The sequence below is a fragment of the Enterobacter wuhouensis genome (genome assembly GCF_004331265.1).
GTDB classification, from domain to species: Bacteria; Pseudomonadota; Gammaproteobacteria; order Enterobacterales; family Enterobacteriaceae; genus Enterobacter; species Enterobacter wuhouensis.
Map to the genome: position 1 here is coordinate 45,937 of NZ_SJOO01000010.1, position 20,958 is coordinate 66,894.

Genomic DNA, 20,958 nt, shown 5'->3' on the forward strand with positions numbered 1-20,958 from the left:
TATGGCCGTCAGTTGGTCGCCGGGTACTCCTGGATCGTCACCTGAATCGTCAGCTTCTTATCGTTACGCATAACTTCGACCGGGATAATTGAGCCTGGGCGTATTTCTGCCACCTGGTCCATGGTCTCGAGCGCCGATACCGCAGGCGTGCCGTTCACCGATACGATGACATCGTTGACCTGAATACCCGCGTTGGCCGCCGGTCCGCCCGGGGAGACTTCGTTAACCACGATCCCCTGAATCTGATCGATACCGCCGCCCTGCGTGTGCATCGGCGCAATCTCACGCCCGCCAATGCCGATATAACCGCGGATGACGCGGCCATCGCGGATCAGCTTATCCATAATCTTCGTCGCCAGCTGGAACGGGATCGCAAAGCCGATACCTTCCGGCGTCTCGCCGTCGTTGCTTTTATCGAAGGAGAGGGTGTTGATACCCATCAGTTCGCCCAGCGAGTTCACCAGCGCGCCGCCTGAGTTGCCGTGGTTGATAGATGCATCGGTTTGAAGGAAGTTCTGCCGCCCTGACGGGTTCAGGCCAATTCGACCGGTGGCGCTGATAATGCCCTGGGTGATGGTCTGGCCGAGGTTATACGGGTTACCGATCGCCAGCACCACGTCGCCAATGTGCGGCGTACGCTTGCGGTTAATCGGGATAGTCGGCAGACCGCCGGTGGCGTTGATTTTCAGCACGGCCAGGTCGGTCAGGCTATCGGAGCCGACCAGCAGGGCCTCAAACACGCGACCGTCCTGCAGCGCGACGATAATCTGGTCGGCATCGTTAATCACGTGTTTGTTCGTAATGATGTAACCGCGCTCGTCCATAATCACCCCGGAGCCGAGCGTGCGGATCTCCAGCTGATTATGGCTCGAACTATTAAGACCGCGGTTATAGACGTTAACCACGGCAGGCGCCGCACGGCGGACGGCCTGGTTATAGGTGGCCGGCGTTTCATCCGTGCTGTCAAACTGAGGGGCAGTCAGCTTGTTGAACTGGCGTAAAGAGGGCATAGCCACTAACAGCAGGCCAGCAACAATCAAACCGATAGCAATAGAACGAAAGAGCTTTAAAAGCATGATGCGCGTGTCGTTAATAAAGGAACGGTTTGCAGCATAGCATGAGTTATCCGGACATCACACGCAGCGGCGATGCCCGGCGTCGCAAATGCCTAGCGTAATAAAATATAGATAGAGTCGTTGCCGCGCATAATCTGCAGGGCAATGACCGTCGGTTTACCTTCCAGCACCTTGCGCATCTCCGCGATAGACTGCACGCGATTGCGGTTCACACCGATGATAACGTCATCCTGGTGCAATCCCGCCTGCGCGGCAGGGCTGCTCTTCTCGACGGTATCAACGGTAATCCCCTTGGTGCCGTCTTTTAGCTGGCCGTCGCTCAGCGTCGCCCCCTGCAGGGTCGGAGCGATAAGCTCCGCGCTGGCAGAGGAAGAGGTGCTCTTGTCCAGCGTGACCTCAACATCCAGCGGCTTGCCGTCGCGAATCAGGCCCAGCTTCACTTTGGCACCCGGTTCCGTGGTGGCAATACGGGAGCGCAGTTCGGCGAAGCTGCTCAGCGGCTTGCCGTTAAGGCTGACGATGACATCACCGGATTTCACGCCGGCTTTCGCCGATCCGGAATTGGGCAGCACTTCACTGATAAACGCCCCACGCTGCACATTGATGTTGAACGCCTTGGCGATATCCGCGCTCATCTCCATCCCTTTAATCCCCAGCAGCCCGCGTTTGACTTCACCAAACTGGATGAGCTGCTGAGACAGCGTTTTGGCCATATTGCTGGGAATGGCAAAGCCAATTCCGACGCTGCCGCCGCTCGGGGCGAGGATTGCCGTGTTAATGCCGATCAGTTCACCGTTGAGATTAAGCAGCGCACCGCCGGAGTTACCGCGGTTAATAGAGGCATCGGTCTGAATAAAGTTTTCCAGCCCTTCCAGATTCAGTCCACTGCGCCCCAGCGCGGAGACAATGCCTGAGGTGGCGGTCTGGCCGAGGCCGAACGGGTTACCGACGGCAACGGCAAAGTCGCCGACGCGCAGCTTGTCGGAGTCCGCAATGGCAATTTGCGTCAGGTTGCTCGGGTTTTGCACCTGCAGCAGCGCAATGTCGCTCTGGTCGTCGCCGCCGATCAGCCTGGCATCGAATTCACGCCCGTCATTCAGCTGGACGCTGATTTTATCCGCCTGGCTGATCACGTGGTTATTGGTCAGGATGTAGCCTTTAGCCGCATCAATGATGACCCCTGAACCGAGCCCTTCAAAAGGCTGCGCCTGCTGGTCGGGAGCGTCATCACCAAAATATTTTTTCAGTTCTTCAGGGACGCGCTGGCTTTGTCGCGCCGTGCCTTCCACCTGGACGCTGACCACGGCGGGCAACACTTTTTCCAGCATCGGCGCCAGGCTCGGAATGGCGGCTTGTCCGGGTACCTGCGACGGCAAAGCCGCACCCGCAGGGTAGGATGCCGAGAGAGATAACCCGACACTTAACGCTAACGCGCTCAACAGCTGGTTTTTTTTCTTCATTGATGCTGACTCTCGTATCCTGGAATGAAAGAAGAACGGCCCCAAAAACATCCTGATGTTATTGAATTTTAAACCGCTGAACAATGAGGTGTTTGACTAAATAATAGCTGGGGACGGAAAGAAAGGACGGGCGCAGTCGCTGCGCCCGTAAAATAAATTCAGGTTGTGCGATTAATCGCGTTTTGCACCACCGCGCAGCAGGCCTGACGCGCCGTCAGAATAGTCGCGAGGCATCTGAACAGGGGCCTGATCGTTACCGGCTTCTGAATCTGCCAGACGGTTGCGGAACGGGTTGGTTTCCGCCGTCATTTCCGGCAGCAGGCTGCTGGAGCTTTTCGCCATATGTTGGTACAGCTGACGATAGTCTGTCGCCATATTGTCCAGCAGCTCGGCGCTACGGGCAAAGTGGCTGACCAGCTCTTCGCGATACTCTTCCAGCTCGGCTTTGTTCTTTTCCAGTTCGTACTGCAGAGACTGCTGCTGACGCAATTTGCGATTACCGAAACGCATCGCCACAGCACCAATGATGATGCCGACGACTAAACCGATTAGCGCATATTCCCAGGTCATGAACTTCTCCCGTTGTCTTGTTGTTCCGTAGGGTGTTGGCTCGGCTCCTGCCTGTGCCTGATATTGCCACTATAACCGCTATTTCTGCAGAAGTGGAATCCTGACGTATCATCGCGTAGTGTAGAACGGCCTTTTTTTCATCAGTCACGCCTGCTGGTGAGGTTTAATTGAAGGAATAACAACAAGATTATGCAAAGCCTGTCCCCCGCATCGCGATACCAACACGCCCTGAAAGAGGGTTCACACCAGCCGGATGACGTTCAGCGTGAAGCGGTAAATCGTCTGGAATCGATTTACCAGTCGCTCACGGCCCAGCCCGCAGAAACCGTGCAGGGCGGGGGGCTGAAGGCCGCGTTTGGTCGCTTCCTCGGTAAGAAAGAGCCGCAGAAGACGCCACCTGTTCGCGGCTTATATATGTGGGGCGGCGTTGGGCGCGGTAAAACCTGGCTGATGGACATGTTCTATCAGAGCCTGCCCGGTACGCGTAAGCAGCGTCTGCACTTTCACCGCTTTATGCTGCGAGTGCACGAAGAGCTGACGGCATTGCAGGGTAAAAGCGATCCGCTGGAGATTGTGGCCGACCGCTTTAAGGCCGAAACGGACGTGCTTTGCTTTGACGAATTTTTTGTCTCCGATATTACAGACGCCATGCTGCTGGGCGGGCTGATGAAAGCGCTGTTTGCGCGCGGCATTACCCTGGTGGCGACGTCAAATATTCCGCCGGACGATCTGTATCGCAACGGTCTGCAGCGCGCGCGATTCCTGCCCGCTATTGATGCCATTAAACAGCACTGTGACGTGATGAACGTTGATGCGGGTGTGGATTACCGTCTGCGCACGCTGACCCAGGCCCACCTGTGGCTTTCGCCGTTGAACGCTGAAACTACCGCTCAGATGGATAAGCTGTGGCTTGCGCTGTCAGGGGCAAAACGTGATAACGCCCCGGTGCTGGAGATTAACCACCGTCCGCTGCAAACGCTGGGCGTAGAAAATCAAACACTGGCCGTCTCTTTTGCCACGCTCTGCGTAGATGCCCGCAGCCAGCATGATTACATTGCGCTCTCGCGCCTGTTCCACACCGTGATGCTGCTGGATGTTCCTGTCATGACGCCGCTGATGGAGAGCGAGGCGCGGCGATTCATTGCGCTGGTGGATGAATTCTACGAACGCCACGTTAAGCTGGTGGTCAGCGCAGAAGTTCCTTTATATGAGGTGTATCGGGGGGAGCGACTCAAGTTTGAGTTCCAGCGCTGCCTGTCGCGCCTGCAGGAGATGCAAAGCGAGGACTACCTCAAGCGCGAGCATATGCCGTAATAAATGCCGCCCTCTCCCCGTGGGAGAGGGGCTGGGGATGAGGGCATCAGGCCTTAACAAACGCCACCCTCTCCCTGTGGGAGAGGGGCTGGGGGTGAGGGCACCAGACCGCACCGTCTACCACCCCCGAAAAACCCATTCCAAATCACATTTAAGGGTCGATCTTTGACCTCAACTTCTCTATAATCTTGCGACCCCACGTTACGAGAAGGTTTTTTTCCCAAAACTTTCTATGTGTCGGCATTTGCTATTCGAAGGGGTAGGTTTGCCGGACTTTGTCGTGTGAGCCTCAACTGACTAAACGTTTGGGTGTTCACCAACGTGTAACTTATTTATTTGGGTAAGCTTTTAATGAAAACTTTTACAGCTAAACCAGAAACCGTACAACGCGACTGGTATGTTGTTGACGCGACCGGTAAAACTCTGGGCCGTCTGGCTTCCGAACTGGCTCGTCGCCTGCGCGGTAAGCACAAAGCGGAATACACTCCGCACGTTGATACTGGTGACTACATCATCGTTCTGAACGCAGAAAAAGTTGCTGTAACCGGCAACAAGCGCGAAGACAAAATGTACTACCATCACACCGGCCACATCGGTGGTATCAAAGAAGCGACCTTTGAAGAGATGATTGCTCGCCGTCCTGAGCGTGTGATTGAAATCGCGGTTAAAGGCATGCTGCCAAAAGGCCCGCTGGGTCGTGCTATGTTCCGTAAACTGAAAGTTTACGCAGGTAACGAGCACAACCACGCGGCACAGCAACCGCAAGTTCTTGACATCTAATCGGGATTATAGGCAATGGCTGAAAATCAATACTACGGCACTGGTCGCCGCAAAAGTTCCGCAGCTCGCGTGTTCATCAAACCGGGCAGTGGTAAAATCGTAATCAACCAACGTTCTCTGGAACAGTACTTCGGTCGTGAAACTGCCCGCATGGTAGTTCGCCAGCCGCTGGAACTGGTTGATATGGTAGAAAAACTGGATCTGTACATCACCGTTAAAGGTGGTGGTATCTCCGGTCAGGCAGGTGCGATCCGTCACGGTATCACCCGCGCTCTGATGGAGTACGACGAATCCCTGCGTTCTGAACTGCGTAAAGCTGGCTTCGTTACTCGTGACGCGCGTCAGGTTGAACGTAAGAAAGTGGGTCTGCGTAAAGCACGTCGTCGTCCACAGTTCTCCAAACGTTAATCACTTTCTGCTTACGCAGAACGATTGGCGAAAAACCCGCTTCGGCGGGTTTTTTTATGGATAATGCGCAGGTTATCCACAAAATCCATTCATCTATCTTCTCTTTTTCCACATTTCCAGAATCCCCTCACCACAAAGCCATCAAAATCTGGTAAACTATCATCCAATTTTCTGCCCAAATATCGGTGAATACTCGATTTTTGTTCGATTCTTGAACAATGTGTCTTCTCTGGGATGGGCGATATTTCATCTGGCTGGCCCCTGTTGGGCCGGTAGCAGTAAAATTCTGAATATACCTGGAGGTTTTCATGGCTGTCGCTGCCAACAAACGTTCGGTAATGACGCTGTTTTCTGGTCCTACTGACATTTATAGCCATCAGGTTCGTATCGTGCTGGCCGAGAAGGGTGTCAGTTTTGAGATCGAGCATGTGGAAAAGGATAACCCACCTCAGGATCTGATCGATCTCAACCCGAGCCAGAGCGTACCGACGCTGGTGGATCGCGAGCTGACCCTGTGGGAATCCCGCATCATTATGGAATACCTGGATGAGCGTTTCCCGCATCCGCCGCTGATGCCTGTTTACCCGGTTGCGCGTGGCGAAAGCCGCCTGTACATGCAGCGCATCGAAAAAGACTGGTACTCGCTGATGAACGTTATCGTCAACGGTTCCTCCTCTGAAGCCGATGCCGCACGTAAACAGCTGCGTGAAGAGCTGCTGGCAATTGCCCCTGTGTTTGGTCAGAAGCCATTCTTCCTGAGCGACGAGTTCAGCCTGGTGGATTGCTACCTGGCACCGCTGCTGTGGCGTCTGCCTACGCTGGGCGTTGAGTTCAGCGGCCCGGGCGCAAAAGAGCTGAAGGGCTACATGACCCGCGTATTTGAACGCGATTCTTTCCTGGCATCTCTGACTGAGCCAGAACGTGAAATGCGTCTTGGCCGAGGCTAATAACTGTGGAAATGTCACAACTTTCTCCACGCCGTCCGTATCTGCTGCGCGCCTTCTATGAATGGCTGCTGGATAACCAGCTCACGCCGCACCTGGTTGTGGATGTGACGTTGCCGGACGTGCAGGTTCCTATGGAATACGCACGTGACGGACAGATCGTGCTGAACATTGCACCGCGCGCGGTGGGTAATCTGGAGCTGGCCAATGACGAAGTGCGCTTTAACGCGCGCTTCGGCGGCGTGCCGCGTCAGGTTTCGGTTCCACTGGCTGCGGTACTGGCGATCTACGCACGTGAAAACGGTGCTGGCACCATGTTCGAGCCTGAAGCGGCGTATGACGAAGACGTTGCCAGCCTGAACGATGACAACGCATCCGATGAACGCGAAAGCGACACCGTGATGTCTCTGATCGACGGTGATAAACCGGATCATCACGACGACAATGACCCTGATGACGATCCGCCTCCGCGCGGTGGCCGTCCGGCGCTGCGCGTAGTGAAATAATCAAACAGGCCCTCAGGGCCTGTTTTGCTTTCTGCCCCTTTTCGCCCCCTCTAATTTCCTGTGTTATGATGAGCCGTTTTCCTTCTATGGCACCGGACTGCAATGAAACCGACCGATCTTAAAGCTGAAAACTCTGATGAAACTATTGGCCGCAGCCTGCATCGTCGTCCGCTGACGCGCAAAAAGCTGTCCGATATGGTGGAGGAAGAGCTGGAGCAGATGATCCGCCGCAAGGAGTTCGCCCAGGGAGAACAACTGCCCTCCGAACGCGAGCTGATGGAGTTTTTCAACGTGGGCCGCCCTTCGGTGCGTGAGGCGCTGGCGGCGCTAAAGCGCAAAGGGCTGGTGCAGATCAACAACGGTGAACGTGCCCGCGTCTCCATGCCTTCAGCCGATACCATCATCAGCGAACTTTCAGGCATGGCGAAAGATTTCCTGACCCAGCCCGGCGGCATTGCCCATTTTGAGCAGCTACGCCTGTTCTTTGAATCCAGCCTCGTTCGGTTTGCGGCTGAGTTTGCCACTGACGATCAAATCGCTCAGCTGACAAAAGCGCTGGAGATCAACAGCCAGTCTCTGGATGATAATGCCCTGTTTATTCGATCCGACGTCGATTTCCACCGCGTGCTGGCGGAGATCCCCGGCAATCCAATCTTCAACGCGATCCACGTTGCGCTGCTCGACTGGCTGATCGCCGCGCGTCCAAAAGTGCCGGATGCCGAGCTGTATAAGCATAATGAAGTCAGCTATCGCCAGCATATTGCGATCGTCGATGCGATCCGCCGCCGCGATCCGGATGAGGCCGATCGCGCGCTCCAGACCCACCTCAACAGCGTTTCTGCCACCTGGCACGCTTTCGGCCAACATTCAAAAGCCAAAAAATAACGATCCTTTAGTGAAGCAGATCGCAATATAAGCGTTCTGTATTCCACTGCTGCTTAATTGATCTGGTATAACAGGTATAAAGGTATGTCGTTATAACAAACACACGATTGATTGAGGTAACTATGGCAACGCAATTACGCGGCGTAATGGCCGCACTCCTGACCCCGTTTACTCAGCAGCAAATGCTCGATAAAGAGAGCCTGCGCCGTCTGGTGCAGTTCAATATTGAGCAAGGCATCGACGGGCTTTATGTGGGTGGCTCAACGGGAGAGGCTTTTGTGCAAAGCCTTTCAGAACGCGAGCAGGTAATGGAGATCGTGGCGGATGAGGCGAAGGGGAAAATTACCCTCATTGCCCATGTTGGCTGCGTCAGCACCGCAGAAAGCCAGCAGCTGGCAACTGCCGCCGCCCGCTTTGGGTTTGACGCCGTGTCCGCCGTCACACCGTTCTACTATCCCTTCAGCTTTGAAGAACACTGCGACCACTATCGTGCAATTATTGACTCCGCTGATGGTTTGCCGATGGTGGTCTACAACATTCCTGCGCTGAGCGGCGTTAAGTTAACGCTGGAGCAGATCAACACGCTGGTGACGCTGCCGGGCGTCGGCGCACTGAAGCAAACCTCTGGCGATCTCTTCCAGATGGAGCAGATCCGCCGCGCGCATCCGGATCTGGTGCTCTACAACGGCTACGACGAGATCTTCGCCTCCGGACTGCTGGCAGGCGCTGACGGAGGGATCGGCAGTACGTACAACATTATGGGCTGGCGCTATCAGGCGATCGCTAAAGCGGTTCGGGAAGGGGATAACGCCACCGCGCAGCGCCTGCAAGGCGAGTGCAACAAGGTTATCGACCTGCTGATCGGCGCCGGCGTCTTCCGTGGTCTGAAAACGGTGCTGCACTATATGGACGTGGTCTCCGTACCGCTGTGTCGCAAGCCGTTTTCACCCGTGGACGAAAAATTCGTGCCCGCGCTTAAAGCCCTGGCAGAGCAGCTCATGGCGGAAAAACGCTAACGCATTACGTAGGCCGGACAAGGCACAGCCGCCGTCCGGCAAAACGACAGAGAAATCGTCGGGAGAGTGAAATGAGTATATCTACCCAAAGCATCCCGTGGTACCGCCATCTTAGCCGCCCGCAGTGGCGCGCATTCTCCGCTGCCTGGCTGGGATATTTGCTAGATGGCTTCGATTTTGTACTGATTGCCTTAGTTCTGACGGAAGTGAAAAGCGAGTTCGGCCTGACGACGGTGGAAGCTGCGAGCCTGATTTCGGCGGCCTTTATCTCACGCTGGTTCGGTGGCCTGCTGCTGGGGGCGATGGGCGATCGCTATGGCCGCAAGCTGGCGATGATTACCAGCATTGTTCTTTTCTCCTGCGGCACCCTGGCCTGCGGGTTTGCGCCGGGCTACGTCACCATGTTTATCGCCAGAATGGTGATCGGCATGGGGATGGCGGGCGAATACGGCTCCAGCGCAACCTACGTAATCGAAAGCTGGCCAAAGCAGCTGCGCAACAAGGCGAGCGGCTTTTTGATTTCCGGTTTCTCCGTGGGGGCCGTCATCGCCGCGCAGGTCTACAGCCTCGTGGTCCCCGTCTGGGGCTGGCGCGCGCTGTTCTTTATCGGCATCTTGCCTATCGTTTTTGCCCTGTGGCTGCGCAAAAACATCCCGGAAGCCGAGGACTGGAAGGCGAAGCACGCTGGCAAAGCGCCGGTGCGCACGATGGTCGATATTCTGTATCGCGGTAAGTACCGCGTCATCAATATTGCCATGACGCTGTTTGCCGGCGCAGCGCTGTGGCTCTGCTTTGCCGGAGAGCTAAACAACGTTGGGATGGTGGTTATTCTGGGGCTGCTGTGCACCGTCGTTTTTATCAGCTTTATGGTGCAAAGCAGCGGCAAACGCTGGCCCACTGGCGTAACGCTGATGGTTGTGGTGCTGTTTGCCTTTCTCTATTCGTGGCCGATTCAGGCGCTGCTGCCAACCTATTTGAAAACGGAGCTGGCCTACGATCCGGCTACGGTGGCCCGGGTGCTGTTCTTCAGCGGATTTGGCGCGGCGGTGGGCTGCTGCGTAGGCGGTTTTCTTGGCGACTGGCTGGGCACGCGTAAAGCGTACGTCTGCAGCCTGCTGGCCTCGCAGCTGCTCATAATTCCGGTGTTTGCGATCGGCGGCGCGAATATCTGGGTGCTCGGGCTGCTGCTCTTTTTCCAGCAGATGCTGGGTCAGGGCATTTCCGGGATCTTACCTAAGCTCATCGGCGGCTATTTCGATACCGACCAGCGGGCGGCCGGGCTTGGATTTACCTATAACGTCGGCGCGCTGGGCGGCGCGCTTGCACCGGTGATTGGCGCTCTGCTGTCCCAGCGGATGGAGCTGGGAACCGCGCTGGGATCGCTCTCCTTTGGCCTGACGTTTGTCGTGATCCTGTTGATCGGCCTCGATATGCCTTCCCGCGTTCAGCGCTGGATCAGGCCGGAAGCGCTGCGTACTCACGACGCCATCGACGGTAAACCGCTGAGCGGAGCCTTTCCTGCGGGCGCGGTCAAACGCGAGGAGGTGATGAAATGACGACGCTGGCAATCGATATTGGCGGCACGAAGCTCGCTGCCGCCCTGGTTGAAGGGGACGTTATGTCGATGCGCAGGGCGTGCCCGACCCCCGGCAGCCGGACGCCGGGCGCGCTTGAGGAGGCGCTACGTGCCCTGGTTTTACCCCTGGTTAAGCACGCCGGGCGCGTGGCGGTGGCGTCGACAGGGATTATTCATAACGGCGTGCTCACCTCCATCAATCCGGCCAACCTGGGCGGCCTGGAGCACTTTCCGCTGGTCGCCTTTCTGGAAGCCGCCACGCAATTACCGGTCATGGCGGTTAACGACGCTCAGGCCGCCGCATGGGCAGAGTTTTGCGCCTTGCCCGAGAGGGACGATATGGTGTTCCTGACGGTTTCAACCGGCGTGGGCGGCGGCGTTGTACTCAATGGAAAACTTCAGACGGGCAGCGGCGGGCTGGCCGGGCATCTTGGGCATACGCTGGCCGATCCCGCCGGGCCGCTTTGTGGCTGTGGACGACGAGGATGCGTTGAAGCCATTGCCTCAGGCCGGGGCATTGCCGCTCAGGCGCAGGGCGAACTGGCAGGGCTGGATGCGAAGGCGATATTCAGCCGGGATACGCCGCAGGCCCGCGGGCTGGTGGCTAGTTCGGCACACGCGCTGGCGCGACTGATCGCCGACGTGAAAGCCGTTACCGACTGTCAGGTTGTCGTGGTCGGCGGCAGCGTGGGGCTGGCGGAGGGGTATCTACCCCTGGTGAAAGCCTGTTTATCGCAGGAGCCAGACGTGTATCAGGTGCCCCTTCGGGCGGCGCATTATCGCCACGACGCCGGGCTATTGGGCGCGGCGCTGTTAGCTACAGGAGACGCGTTATGATGATGGGAGAGCTGCAGTCACTGGCATCGTCGGGCCTGCCCGCCGCACTTGTGAATGCTCTCACGCTGGCGGTTGCCGCCCGGCCGCAGGAGAAAGCGCCGGGTCACTACGCACTGCAGGGTGATGATATCTTTATGAATGTTATGCAGTTTTCTACACAAGCTCCGGAGCTGAAAAAGGCAGAGCTGCACGCGGAGTATATTGATATCCAGCTCCTGTTAGCCGGTGAAGAGCGGATTCTGTTTGGCGTTGCGGAGTCCGCGCGCGGGTGTGAGGAAATGCATAGCGCCGAGGATTATCAGCTTTGCAGCCGCATCGAAGGGGAGCAGTCGGTAGCGTTAAGACCGGGGATGTTCGTGGTGTTTATGCCGGGGGAACCGCATAAGCCAGGGTGTATCACCGACTCGGCGGGAGAGATTAAAAAGGCCGTGGTGAAGGTTCGCGCCAGCCTGTTAACCGCATAAAAAAAGCCGGATGGTTTTCCATCCGGCTCGATCTTTTACACTTCCAGGTAGTTAAGAATACCGTCAGCCGCTTTGCGCCCTTCGGCAATCGCCGTCACCACCAGGTCGGAACCGCGAACGATATCGCCACCGGCGAAGATTTTCGGGTTGCTGGTCTGGAAAGCGTTATCGCTGCCTTCTGGCGCAATCACGCGGCCCTGCGAATCCAGCTCGACGCTGTGCTTCGCCAGCCACTCCATGCTGTGAGGACGGAAACCGAACGCCATCACCACGGCATCGGCAGGGATCACATGTTCAGAGCCTGCCACGATTTCCGCGCGACGACGGCCCTTCGCATCCGGCGCGCCCATCTCCGTGCGCGCCATCTTCACGCCGCTCACTTTACCGTTGGCATTCACTTCCACGCCCAGAGGCTGAATGTTGAACTGGAACTCCACGCCCTCTTCACGCGCGTTTTTCACCTCGCGCTTAGAGCCCGGCATGTTTTCTTCATCGCGACGGTAGGCGCAGATCACGTGGGCCGCGTTCTGGCGAATAGAGGTACGCACGCAGTCCATCGCGGTATCACCGCCGCCCAGCACCACCACGCGCTTGCCTTCCATGCTGACGAACGGCTCTTCGGCGGTTTCGCCGTAGCCCATAATCTGCTTGGTGTTGGCAATCAGGAACGGCAGAGCGTCAAACACGCCGGGCGCGTCTTCGTTCTCCAGGCCGCCGCGCATGGACTGATAGGTGCCCACGCCCAGGAACACGGCATCGTAATCCTTCAGCAGATCGTCGAGCTGCACGTCGCGGCCCACTTCCACGTTCAGTTTGAACTCGATGCCCATGCCGGTGAAGATTTCACGGCGACGGGTCATGACCTCTTTTTCCAGCTTGAAGGCCGGGATACCGAAGGTCAGCAGGCCGCCGATTTCCGGATGACGGTCAAAGACCACCGCCTTCACGCCGTTGCGGGTCAGCACGTCCGCACAGGCCAGGCCCGCCGGGCCCGCGCCGATGATGGCCACGCGCTTGTCGGTTTGACGCACGCCGGTCATATCCGGACGCCAGCCCATCTCGAACGCTTTATCATTGATATAGCGCTCGATATTGCCGATGGTCACCGCGCCAAACTCGTCGTTTAGCGTACAGGAACCTTCACACAGACGATCCTGAGGACACACGCGGCCGCACACTTCCGGCAGGGTGTTGGTCTGGTGAGACAGCTCGGCCGCTTCAAAAATACGTCCTTCGTTGGCGAGCTTCAGCCAGTTTGGGATGTAGTTGTGTACCGGACATTTCCATTCGCAGTAAGGGTTGCCGCAGGACAGGCAGCGGTCTGCCTGCGCTTTGGCCTGGCCTTCTGAAAACGGCTCGTAGATTTCAACAAATTCAATTTTGCGGATCTTCAGCGGTTTCTTTGGCGGATCAACACGCTGCAGGTCGATAAACTGGTATACGTTCTGGCTCATCTGAATTCCTTACTGCGCCTGCACGCGCAGCTCTGCTGCGCTACGACTACGGTGACCCAACAGGGCTTTAACATCGCTGGACTTCGGCTTAACCAGCGCGAATTTCGCAGAGAACGCCGGCCAGTTCGCCAGGATCTCTTCGCCGCGCGAAGAACCGGTATGCTGCACGTGTTCGGTAATCAAACCGCGCAGGTGTTCTTCGTGGATAGCCAGCGTATCAACGTCCAGCACTTCCACCAGCTCCGGGTTCACGCGCTTGCGGAACTCACCGTCTTCGTCCAGGACGTACGCAAAACCGCCCGTCATGCCCGCGCCGAAGTTCACGCCAGTTTTACCCATTACGCAAACAATCCCGCCCGTCATGTATTCACAGCCGTTATCGCCAATGCCTTCCACCACGGTGATAGCACCAGAGTTACGCACCGCAAAACGCTCGCCCGCACGGCCTGCTGCGAACAGGCGACCGCCGGTCGCGCCGTACAGGCAGGTGTTACCGATGATGCTCGCTTCGTGGCTGCGGAAGGCGGAGCCAACCGGAGGACGCACCGCCAGCAGACCGCCCGCCATGCCTTTCCCGACGTAGTCGTTGGCATCGCCGGTCAGGTACAGCTCAACGCCGCCTGCGTTCCACACGCCGAAGCTCTGGCCCGCCGTCCCGCTGAAGTGCGCGGTAATCGGGTCGGCAGCCAGCCCCTGGTCACCGTGCGTTTGCGCGATGTAGCCGGAGAGCGACGCGCCCACGGAGCGGTCGGTGTTGCGGATATCAAACCAGAACGTTTTGCTCTGCTTGTCGTCTACGTACGGCTTCGCCTGCTGAAGCAGCTGCGCGTTCAGCACGCCGTTGTCGAACGGCGGGTTCTTCTCGGTGCAGTAGACCGCTTTGCCAGGGTGCGGCTGCGCGGTTTCCAGCAGCTTGCCCAGATCCAGCTTCTGCTGCTTAGCGGTAAACCCTTCCAGCTCTTTCAGCAGGTCGGTACGGCCAATCAGGTCTACCAGGCGCTTCACGCCCAGCTGCGCCATCAGCTCGCGGGTTTCGCGGGCGATGAAGTCAAAGTAGTTGGTCACTTTGAACGGCAGGCCGTGATAGTGGTTCTTACGCAGCTTCTCGTCCTGGGTTGCCACGCCGGTTGCGCAGTTGTTCAGGTGGCAAATACGCAGGTATTTACAGCCGAGCGCAACCATCGGGCCGGTACCGAAGCCGAAGCTTTCCGCACCGAGGATCGCCGCCTTGATGATGTCGAGGCCGGTTTTCAGGCCGCCGTCCACCTGCAGGCGGATCTTGTGGCGCAGACCGTTAGCCACCAGCGCCTGCTGGGTTTCCACCAGGCCAAGCTCCCACGGGCAGCCCGCGTATTTCACGGAGGAGAGCGGGCTTGCGCCGGTACCGCCGTCGTAACCGGCGATGGTGATGAGATCCGCATAGGCTTTCGCCACGCCGGTAGCGATGGTGCCGACGCCCGGTTCGGAAACCAGCTTCACGGAGATCATCGCCTTCGGGTTGACCTGCTTCAGGTCGAAAATCAGCTGCGCTAAGTCCTCGATAGAGTAAATATCGTGGTGCGGCGGCGGGGAGATCAGCGTTACGCCCGGCACGGAATAGCGCAGTTTGGCGATGTACGGGGTAACTTTATCACCCGGCAGCTGACCGCCTTCGCCCGGTTTCGCACCCTGAGCGACTTTAATCTGAATCACGTCGGCGTTGACCAGGTACGCAGGCGTTACGCCAAAGCGGCCGGATGCCACCTGCTTGATGCGGGAGACCTTGTTGGTGCCGTAACGCGCAGGATCTTCGCCGCCTTCGCCGGAGTTGGAGTTGCCGCCGATGCTGTTCATGGCTTCCGCCAGCGCCTCGTGGGCTTCCGGGCTCAGCGCGCCGATGGACATCGCCGCGGTATCAAAGCGTTTGAACAGCTCGGTTGCAGGCTCTACGTCGTCAATGCTGACGGCTTCGTCACCCGGGTTCAGGGCGATAAGGTCGCGCAGCGTCGCCGCCGGACGGTTGTTCACCAGCTCAGCGTACTGCTGATAATCGCCGTATTCTCCGCTCTGAACCGCCTGCTGCAGCGTGCGCACCACGTCCGGGTTGTAGGCGTGGTATTCGCCACCGTGAACGTATTTCAGCAGACCGCCCTGATCCAGCGGCTTACGTGCCAGCCAGGCGCGTTTTGACAGGTTCACCAGATCCTGCTGGAAGTCAGCAAAACCGGCGCCGCCGATGCGGCTGATCACGCCCTGGAAGCAGAGGTTGGCGACATCGTCATGCAGGCCGACCGCTTCAAACAGCTTCGAGCAGCGGTAGGAAGCAATGGTCGAGATGCCCATTTTGGACATGATCTTATACAGGCCTTTGTTGATGCCGTTACGGTAGTTCAGCATCACCGCGCGGTAGGCTTTGTCGATGGCGCGGGTATCCACCAGACGGGCCAGCGTTTCATAGGCCAGGTACGGGTAGATCGCCGTCGCACCGAAGCCTAACAGCACCGCAAAGTGGTGCGGATCGCGGGCGCTCGCGGTTTCTACAATGATGTTGGCATCGCAGCGCAGGCTCTTGTCGACCAGACGCGTCTGGATTGCACCTACCGCCATTGGCGCAGGCACCGGCACGCGGTTTTTCGCGATATTACGGTCAGACAGCACCAGCAGCACGGTGCCGTTACGCACCATCTGTTCGGCTTTGTCACACAGCGCATTCACCGTCTCTTCGAGGGTCGCTTCGGTCACGTCGAAGGTAATATCGAGCGTGTCGGCGCGGTAGTGCTCCTCTTTCATGGTGGTGAGCTGCTTGAAATCGGAGTACAGCAGGATCGGCGATTTAAAGGTCAGACGGTGCGCCTGGCCTTCGGCCTCGCAGAAGACGTTCATCTCGCGGCCGATGCTGGTCGCCAGCGACATCACGTGCGCTTCGCGCAGCGGGTCGATCGGCGGGTTGGTCACCTGCGCAAACTGCTGGCGGAAGTAGTCGTAAATAATGCGCGGCTGGCTGGAGAGCACGGCAAACGGGGTATCGTCACCCATAGAGCCGACCGCTTCCTGGCCGTTTTCGCCGAGCACGCGGATAACAGAGTCCAGCTCTTCCGCACTGTAGTTAAACTGTTTCTGGAAGCTCGCGAGGGTGTCGTCGTCCATTTCGCGGCTGCCCACCTCTTCGTCCGGCAGGTCCTCGAACGGCACCAGGCGACGGACGTTTTTCTCCATCCACTCTTTATACGGATGACGGCTTTTCAGATCGTGATCGGTCTCGGCGGAGTGCAGGATGCGGCCGCCGCGGGTGTCGATAACCATCAGCTCGCCCGGGCCGACGCGGCCCTTCTCGACCACTTCGTCAGGCTGGTAATCCCAGATCCCGACCTCAGAGGCGCAGGTGATGAGCTTGTCTTTGGTGATGACGTAGCGTGCCGGACGCAGGCCGTTACGGTCCAGGTTACAGGCAGCGAAGCGACCGTCGGACATCACGATGCCCGCCGGGCCGTCCCACGGCTCCATGTGCATGGAGTTAAAGTCGAAGAACGAACGCAGCTCGGGGTCCATATCCGGGTTGTTCTGCCAGGCCGGCGGCACGAGCAGACGCATGGCGCGCACGATGTCCATCCCGCCCGCCAGCAGCAGCTCCAGCATGTTGTCCATTGAGCTGGAGTCAGAGCCGGTTTCGTTTACGAACGGCGCGGCATCGTGCAGGTCAGGGATCAGCGGCGTCTGGAACTTATAGGTACGGGCGCGGGCCCACTGGCGGTTACCGGTGATGGTGTTGATCTCGCCGTTGTGCGCCAGATAGCGGAACGGCTGTGCCAGCGGCCAGCGTGGAACGGTGTTGGTGGAGAAGCGCTGGTGGAACAGGCAAATGGCCGATTCCAGACGCAGGTCCGCCAGGTCCAGGTAGAAGCGCGGCAGGTCAGCCGGCATACACAGACCTTTATAGATGTTTACCAGGTTCGAGAGGCTACAGACGTAGAACTCTTTATCCTCCTGGAGACGTTTTTCAATGCGGCGGCGGGCGATAAACAGGCGGCGTTCCATATCGCGTGGACGCCAGCCCGCAGGCGCGTTGACGAAAATCTGTTCAATGCGAGGCAGCGAGGAGAGGGCGATTTCACCGAGCACCCCTTCGTTGGTTGGCACATCGCGCCAGCCGACAATAGACAGGGTTTCACGCTGAAGTTCTTCTTCGACGATGCGGCGTGAGGCGGCAGCCTTTTCAGTGTCCTGATTCAGGAACAGCATGCCGACAGCGTAGTTTTTGGCTAAACGCCAGCCGCGCTCTTCCGCCACGATGCGGAAGAAACGATCCGGTTTTTGCAGCAGCAGGCCGCAACCGTCGCCGGTTTTACCATCGGCAAGGATGGCACCACGGTGCTGCATACGGGCCAGTGCGTGAATAGCGGTACGCACTACCTTGTGGCTAGGTTCGCCTTCTATGTGGGCGATCAGGCCGAAACCACAGTTATCCTTCTCAAGGGATTTATCGTACAACATATCAGTGAACCTCCCCAGGCTCGTCGGGCTTCCCACTGAACTTTACCGTGGCGCACAGGCACAGAAAGAGCATGGCGACGGGGTTTGCGTTTCATACGCGGACCTCGCATTCGCCCTCTTAATATCCTTTTCGCGCAGGTAAACAAGTTTGAGGACTTGCTTCAGAGGGAATCTCAATTACTGCATAAATATGATGAGCAGGCTGCTCATCCAGAAAGCTTCCAGCGGATTTCCAACTTATCGGGAATTGGTACACAGGTCAAATGGCAATCTTATTTATACAAAAATGTGCTAAAGAGGTATTAACTATTTGTATTTAAAAGATATTTAACTATTTTTACAACCAGCAAACGCCCTGAAAAGAGCCTGCGTAGTGTGATCTGACTCACTATATGAAAGCGGTATTATCGATGTAGCGTGCTGAATAGCGGTTTTATGACAGAATAATAATCTGGATGGTGCTTCAGACCCGCATAAAATCACTGTTTTTCAGTGTCGGCGCTATAACTGAAAAAAACCATCCGAACATAAGGAAAAGTAATCACGACCGGCGTGAATGAAATTGCAGTAATCTTGATTATTTATTCAAATAGATAAAGGCCGTCCTGGGCGATTGATCCAGGTCATCGCCGACAGAGGCTAAAAATGGCAGGCTTGTCCCCTTTCTTCGGGACGGTCTATCAGATTATGCAGTTACAGAAATTAGTCAATATGTTTGGTGGGGATCTTTTGCAGCGCTATGGGCAAAAGGTTCATAAGCTGACGCTGCACGGCGGCTTTAGCTGCCCGAATCGCGACGGCACCATTGGACGCGGCGGCTGCACCTTCTGTAACGTGGCCTCCTTTGCTGACGAAGCCCAGCAGCATCACTCTATCGCGGAACAGCTTGCGCATCAGGCCAGCCTGGTGAACCGTGCGAAGCAGTATCTGGCCTATTTCCAGGCCTACACCAGCACGTGGGCGGAGGTGCAGGTGCTGCGTTCTATGTACCAGCAGGCCGTCAGCCAGGCCAATATTGTCGGGCTATGCGTGGGCACGCGCCCGGACTGCGTGCCGGACGCGGTGCTGGATCTGCTCAGCGAATACAAAGAGCTGGGCTATGAGATCTGGCTGGAGCTGGGGCTGCAGACCGCACATGACAAAACCCTGCACCGCATCAATCGCGGGCATGATTTCGCCTGCTACCAGCGCACCACGCGCCTGGCACGCGAGCGCGGGCTGAAGGTCTGCTCCCATCTGATCGTCGGCCTGCCCGGTGAAGGGCAGCAGCACGGCCTTGAGACGCTGGAAAGGGTAGTGGAAACCGGCGTGGACGGCATCAAGCTGCATCCGCTGCACATCGTTACGGGAAGCATTATGGCGAAAGCCTGGGAGGCCGGGCGGTTAGGCGGTATTGAGCTGGAGGACTACACGGTGACGGCGGGGGAGATGATTCGCCACACGCCGCCGGAGATTGTCTACCACCGCATCTCCGCCAGCGCCCGCCGCCCAACGCTTCTGGCACCGCTCTGGTGCGAGAACCGCTGGACGGGGATGCTGGAGATCGACCGCTATCTGCAGGAGCAAGGCGTACAGGGGTCGGCGCTGGGCCGCCCGTGGGTTCCCCGTCTACCGACGACGTCCACCTAACAGACTCCCCAGCATGCCGCGCACAATCTGATTGGTGACCTGCCGCGCGGCGCTTTTTGCCATGGTCTGCACTACGCCGTCGCGTTTTCCGCCGCGTGGCCCGGTGGTGCCGAACAAGATATCTTTTAGCCCGCCGAGAATGCCGTCATCCACGGCGACAGTCTGGCCTTTGGCGGCTGGGGCATCCTGAGATTCCGCTGTCGCCTGTACGCCCTTCTGCAACATCTCAAACGCGGACTCCCGGTCGACCTCGTCTTCGTACTTGCCGTAAACCGGGGAGTGGTTAATCAGGCCGTTACGTTCATCGTCGGTAACGGGTCCCATCCGCGAGCAGGGCGCGATTACCATGGCGCGTTCCACCACGGACGGGCTGCCCTTGGCATCCAGGAAGGAGATCAGCGCTTCACCGGTGCCCAGCGCCTGGATCGCGGTTTCGGTATCAAAGGCCGGGTTGGCGCGCATGGTTTGCGCGGCGGCTTTCACCGCTTTCTGATCCTTCGGCGTAAAGGCGCGCAGGGCGTGCTGCACGCGGTTGCCGAGCTGGCCCAGAACGTTATCGGGGATATCCGACGGGTTTTGTGAAACAAACCAGACGCCAACGCCTTTAGAGCGGATCAGGCGAATGACCTGTTCAATTTTATCCAGCAATACCTGCGGCGCGTCGTTAAACAGCAGGTGCGCTTCGTCAAAGAAGAACACCAGCTTCGGTTTTTCCAGGTCACCCGCTTCCGGCAGCTGTTCATACAGTTCGGAGAGCATCCACAGCAGGCTGGCGGCGTAGAGCTTCGGCATCTGGTAGAGCTTTTCTGAACTCAGAATGTTGATGATACCTTTGCCATTGCTGTCGGTGCGCATCCAGTCTTTGATATCCAGCATCGGCTCGCCGAAGAAGTGCTCGGCGCCCTGTTGCTCCAGCGTCAGTAGCCCGCGCTGAATGGCCCCAACCGAGGCGCTGCTGATGTTGCCGTACTGGTTCTGGAAGGACTTGGCGTTATCGCCGATGTACTGGGTAATGGCGCGCAGATCCTTGAAATCAAGCAGCAGTAACCCCTGATCGTCGGCAATGCGGAAGATGATATTCAGCACGCCGGACTGCACGTCGTTGAGGTTAAGCAGACGGGCCAGCAGCAGCGGGCCGAGATCGGAGACGGTGGCGCGCACCGGATGGCCTTTTTCACCGAAGATATCCCATACCACCACCGGATTGTTATGCGGCGTCCAGTCGGTGATGCCAATATTCTTCAGCCGTTCAAGCAGTTTTTCAGAGGCAGTCCCTTCCTGAGCCACACCGGTTAAATCGCCCTTTACGTCAGCCATAAAGACCGGCACGCCAATCTCTGACAATGATTCCGCCAGCTTTTGCAGGGTGACGGTTTTTCCCGTCCCGGTGGCGCCGGTGATCAAGCCGTGGCGGTTCGCCATCGCGGGCAGTAAAAACAGCTCTTTTTCCAGCGTCCGGGCAATTAACAATGGTGTACTCATGATGCACGTCCTCTCTTAGTCCTGGGTGCAGTATAGGCAACCTGACGGCAAAATGGCTGAGTAAATTGCTGACTTTGCGGCGCATTA

The 20,958-nt window shown here is 57.6% G+C and carries 17 protein-coding genes; 11 read left to right on the forward strand and 6 right to left on the reverse strand.

Translation table 11 applies throughout. The annotated features are described in order from the left end of the window. Positions 1–8 precede the first annotated feature (8 nt). The 3 genes from degS to zapG form a co-directional block, all read right to left on the reverse strand. Positions 9–1,076 (reverse strand): outer membrane-stress sensor serine endopeptidase DegS, encoded by a 1,068-nt coding sequence (gene degS, locus E0L20_RS18765; RefSeq protein WP_131635275.1) that lies wholly within the window; start codon positions 1,074–1,076, stop codon positions 9–11. 92 nt (positions 1,077–1,168) lie between these two features. After that, positions 1,169–2,536, reverse strand: coding sequence for a serine endoprotease DegQ (degQ, locus tag E0L20_RS18770; protein WP_131635276.1), 1,368 nt, complete (start codon positions 2,534–2,536; stop codon positions 1,169–1,171). Between the two features lie 171 nt (positions 2,537–2,707). Further along, positions 2,708–3,106 (reverse strand): Z-ring associated protein ZapG, encoded by a 399-nt coding sequence (gene zapG / locus E0L20_RS18775; RefSeq protein ID WP_006178827.1) that lies wholly within the window; start codon positions 3,104–3,106, stop codon positions 2,708–2,710. A gap of 189 nt (positions 3,107–3,295) precedes the next feature. Here zapG and zapE point away from each other — a divergent pair, with 189 nt between their 5' ends. The 10 genes from zapE to nanQ all read left to right on the forward strand — a co-directional run bounded on the left by zapE (position 3,296) and on the right by nanQ (position 11,836). Next, the gene (gene zapE, locus E0L20_RS18780; RefSeq protein ID WP_131635277.1) at positions 3,296–4,420 is read left to right on the forward strand and encodes a cell division protein ZapE; all 1,125 of its coding nucleotides are present in this window, start codon (positions 3,296–3,298) and stop codon (positions 4,418–4,420) included. Positions 4,421–4,771: 351 nt separating this feature from the next. Further along, positions 4,772–5,200 carry a 50S ribosomal protein L13 gene (gene rplM, locus E0L20_RS18785; RefSeq protein ID WP_131635278.1) on the forward strand — a complete coding sequence of 143 codons (429 nt, stop codon included), beginning with the start codon at positions 4,772–4,774 and terminating at the stop codon, positions 5,198–5,200. A 15-nt stretch (positions 5,201–5,215) separates the two neighbouring features. Next, positions 5,216–5,608 (forward strand): 30S ribosomal protein S9, encoded by a 393-nt coding sequence (rpsI, locus tag E0L20_RS18790; protein ID WP_003860436.1) that lies wholly within the window; start codon positions 5,216–5,218, stop codon positions 5,606–5,608. A gap of 308 nt (positions 5,609–5,916) precedes the next feature. Beyond that, positions 5,917–6,555, forward strand: coding sequence for a stringent starvation protein SspA (sspA, locus tag E0L20_RS18795; RefSeq protein ID WP_003860438.1), 639 nt, complete (start codon positions 5,917–5,919; stop codon positions 6,553–6,555). Between the two features lie 5 nt (positions 6,556–6,560). Continuing rightward, entirely contained in the window at positions 6,561–7,058 is a 498-nt protein-coding gene (gene sspB, locus E0L20_RS18800; protein ID WP_131635279.1) for a ClpXP protease specificity-enhancing factor, read from the forward strand. 102 nt (positions 7,059–7,160) lie between these two features. Further along, complete coding sequence (nanR, locus tag E0L20_RS18805) at positions 7,161–7,943, forward strand: transcriptional regulator NanR (protein WP_063442144.1); 783 nt, start codon at positions 7,161–7,163, stop codon at positions 7,941–7,943. Positions 7,944–8,065: 122 nt separating this feature from the next. After that, on the forward strand, positions 8,066–8,959 hold the full coding sequence (gene nanA, locus E0L20_RS18810) for an N-acetylneuraminate lyase (RefSeq protein WP_063442146.1): 894 nt from the start codon (positions 8,066–8,068) through the stop codon (positions 8,957–8,959). Positions 8,960–9,030: 71 nt separating this feature from the next. Further along, positions 9,031–10,515, forward strand: coding sequence for an MFS transporter (locus E0L20_RS18815; RefSeq protein ID WP_131635280.1), 1,485 nt, complete (start codon positions 9,031–9,033; stop codon positions 10,513–10,515). Then, positions 10,512–11,372 carry an N-acetylmannosamine kinase gene (gene nanK / locus E0L20_RS18820; RefSeq protein ID WP_131635281.1) on the forward strand — a complete coding sequence of 287 codons (861 nt, stop codon included), beginning with the start codon at positions 10,512–10,514 and terminating at the stop codon, positions 11,370–11,372. The genes E0L20_RS18815 and nanK overlap by 4 nt, the downstream gene beginning before the upstream one ends. Beyond that, positions 11,369–11,836, forward strand: coding sequence for an N-acetylneuraminate anomerase (nanQ, locus tag E0L20_RS18825; protein ID WP_131635282.1), 468 nt, complete (start codon positions 11,369–11,371; stop codon positions 11,834–11,836). The genes nanK and nanQ overlap by 4 nt, the downstream gene beginning before the upstream one ends. 35 nt (positions 11,837–11,871) lie before the next feature. Here nanQ and E0L20_RS18830 read toward each other — a convergent pair whose 3' ends face one another. Together E0L20_RS18830 and gltB are read right to left on the reverse strand one after the other, a co-directional pair. Then, positions 11,872–13,290, reverse strand: a complete 1,419-nt coding sequence (locus E0L20_RS18830; protein WP_119936799.1) for a glutamate synthase small subunit — start codon at positions 13,288–13,290, stop codon at positions 11,872–11,874. A gap of 9 nt (positions 13,291–13,299) precedes the next feature. Continuing rightward, on the reverse strand, positions 13,300–17,760 hold the full coding sequence (gene gltB, locus E0L20_RS18835) for a glutamate synthase large subunit (protein WP_131635283.1): 4,461 nt from the start codon (positions 17,758–17,760) through the stop codon (positions 13,300–13,302). Between the two features lie 687 nt (positions 17,761–18,447). Here gltB and mnmL point away from each other — a divergent pair. Next, positions 18,448–19,389, forward strand: coding sequence for a tRNA modification radical SAM protein MnmL/YtqA (gene mnmL, locus E0L20_RS18840; protein ID WP_131635357.1), 942 nt, complete (start codon positions 18,448–18,450; stop codon positions 19,387–19,389). Here the strand turns inward: mnmL and E0L20_RS18845 are convergent. After that, positions 19,369–20,871, reverse strand: coding sequence for a helicase HerA-like C-terminal domain-containing protein (locus tag E0L20_RS18845; protein WP_131635284.1), 1,503 nt, complete (start codon positions 20,869–20,871; stop codon positions 19,369–19,371). The genes mnmL and E0L20_RS18845 overlap by 21 nt on opposite strands. Positions 20,872–20,958 lie beyond the last annotated feature (87 nt).

Bases quoted from the DNA above. Each gene is read 5' to 3' on its own strand.
- degQ (WP_131635276.1), bottom strand. From the start codon at position 2,536: ATGAAGAAAAAAAACCAGCTGTTGAGCGCGTTAGCGTTAAGTGTCGGG.
- E0L20_RS18815 (WP_131635280.1), top strand. From the start codon at position 9,031: ATGAGTATATCTACCCAAAGCATCCCGTGGTACCGCCATCTTAGCCGC.
- mnmL (WP_131635357.1), top strand. From the start codon at position 18,448: ATGCAGTTACAGAAATTAGTCAATATGTTTGGTGGGGATCTTTTGCAG.
- nanA (WP_063442146.1), top strand. From the start codon at position 8,066: ATGGCAACGCAATTACGCGGCGTAATGGCCGCACTCCTGACCCCGTTT.
- rplM (WP_131635278.1), top strand. From the start codon at position 4,772: ATGAAAACTTTTACAGCTAAACCAGAAACCGTACAACGCGACTGGTAT.
- nanR (WP_063442144.1), top strand. From the start codon at position 7,161: ATGAAACCGACCGATCTTAAAGCTGAAAACTCTGATGAAACTATTGGC.
- E0L20_RS18845 (WP_131635284.1), bottom strand. From the start codon at position 20,871: ATGAGTACACCATTGTTAATTGCCCGGACGCTGGAAAAAGAGCTGTTT.
- degS (WP_131635275.1), bottom strand. From the start codon at position 1,076: ATGCTTTTAAAGCTCTTTCGTTCTATTGCTATCGGTTTGATTGTTGCT.
- gltB (WP_131635283.1), bottom strand. From the start codon at position 17,760: ATGTTGTACGATAAATCCCTTGAGAAGGATAACTGTGGTTTCGGCCTG.
- nanQ (WP_131635282.1), top strand. From the start codon at position 11,369: ATGATGATGGGAGAGCTGCAGTCACTGGCATCGTCGGGCCTGCCCGCC.
- E0L20_RS18830 (WP_119936799.1), bottom strand. From the start codon at position 13,290: ATGAGCCAGAACGTATACCAGTTTATCGACCTGCAGCGTGTTGATCCG.
- zapG (WP_006178827.1), bottom strand. From the start codon at position 3,106: ATGACCTGGGAATATGCGCTAATCGGTTTAGTCGTCGGCATCATCATT.
- zapE (WP_131635277.1), top strand. From the start codon at position 3,296: ATGCAAAGCCTGTCCCCCGCATCGCGATACCAACACGCCCTGAAAGAG.
- sspA (WP_003860438.1), top strand. From the start codon at position 5,917: ATGGCTGTCGCTGCCAACAAACGTTCGGTAATGACGCTGTTTTCTGGT.
- nanK (WP_131635281.1), top strand. From the start codon at position 10,512: ATGACGACGCTGGCAATCGATATTGGCGGCACGAAGCTCGCTGCCGCC.
- rpsI (WP_003860436.1), top strand. From the start codon at position 5,216: ATGGCTGAAAATCAATACTACGGCACTGGTCGCCGCAAAAGTTCCGCA.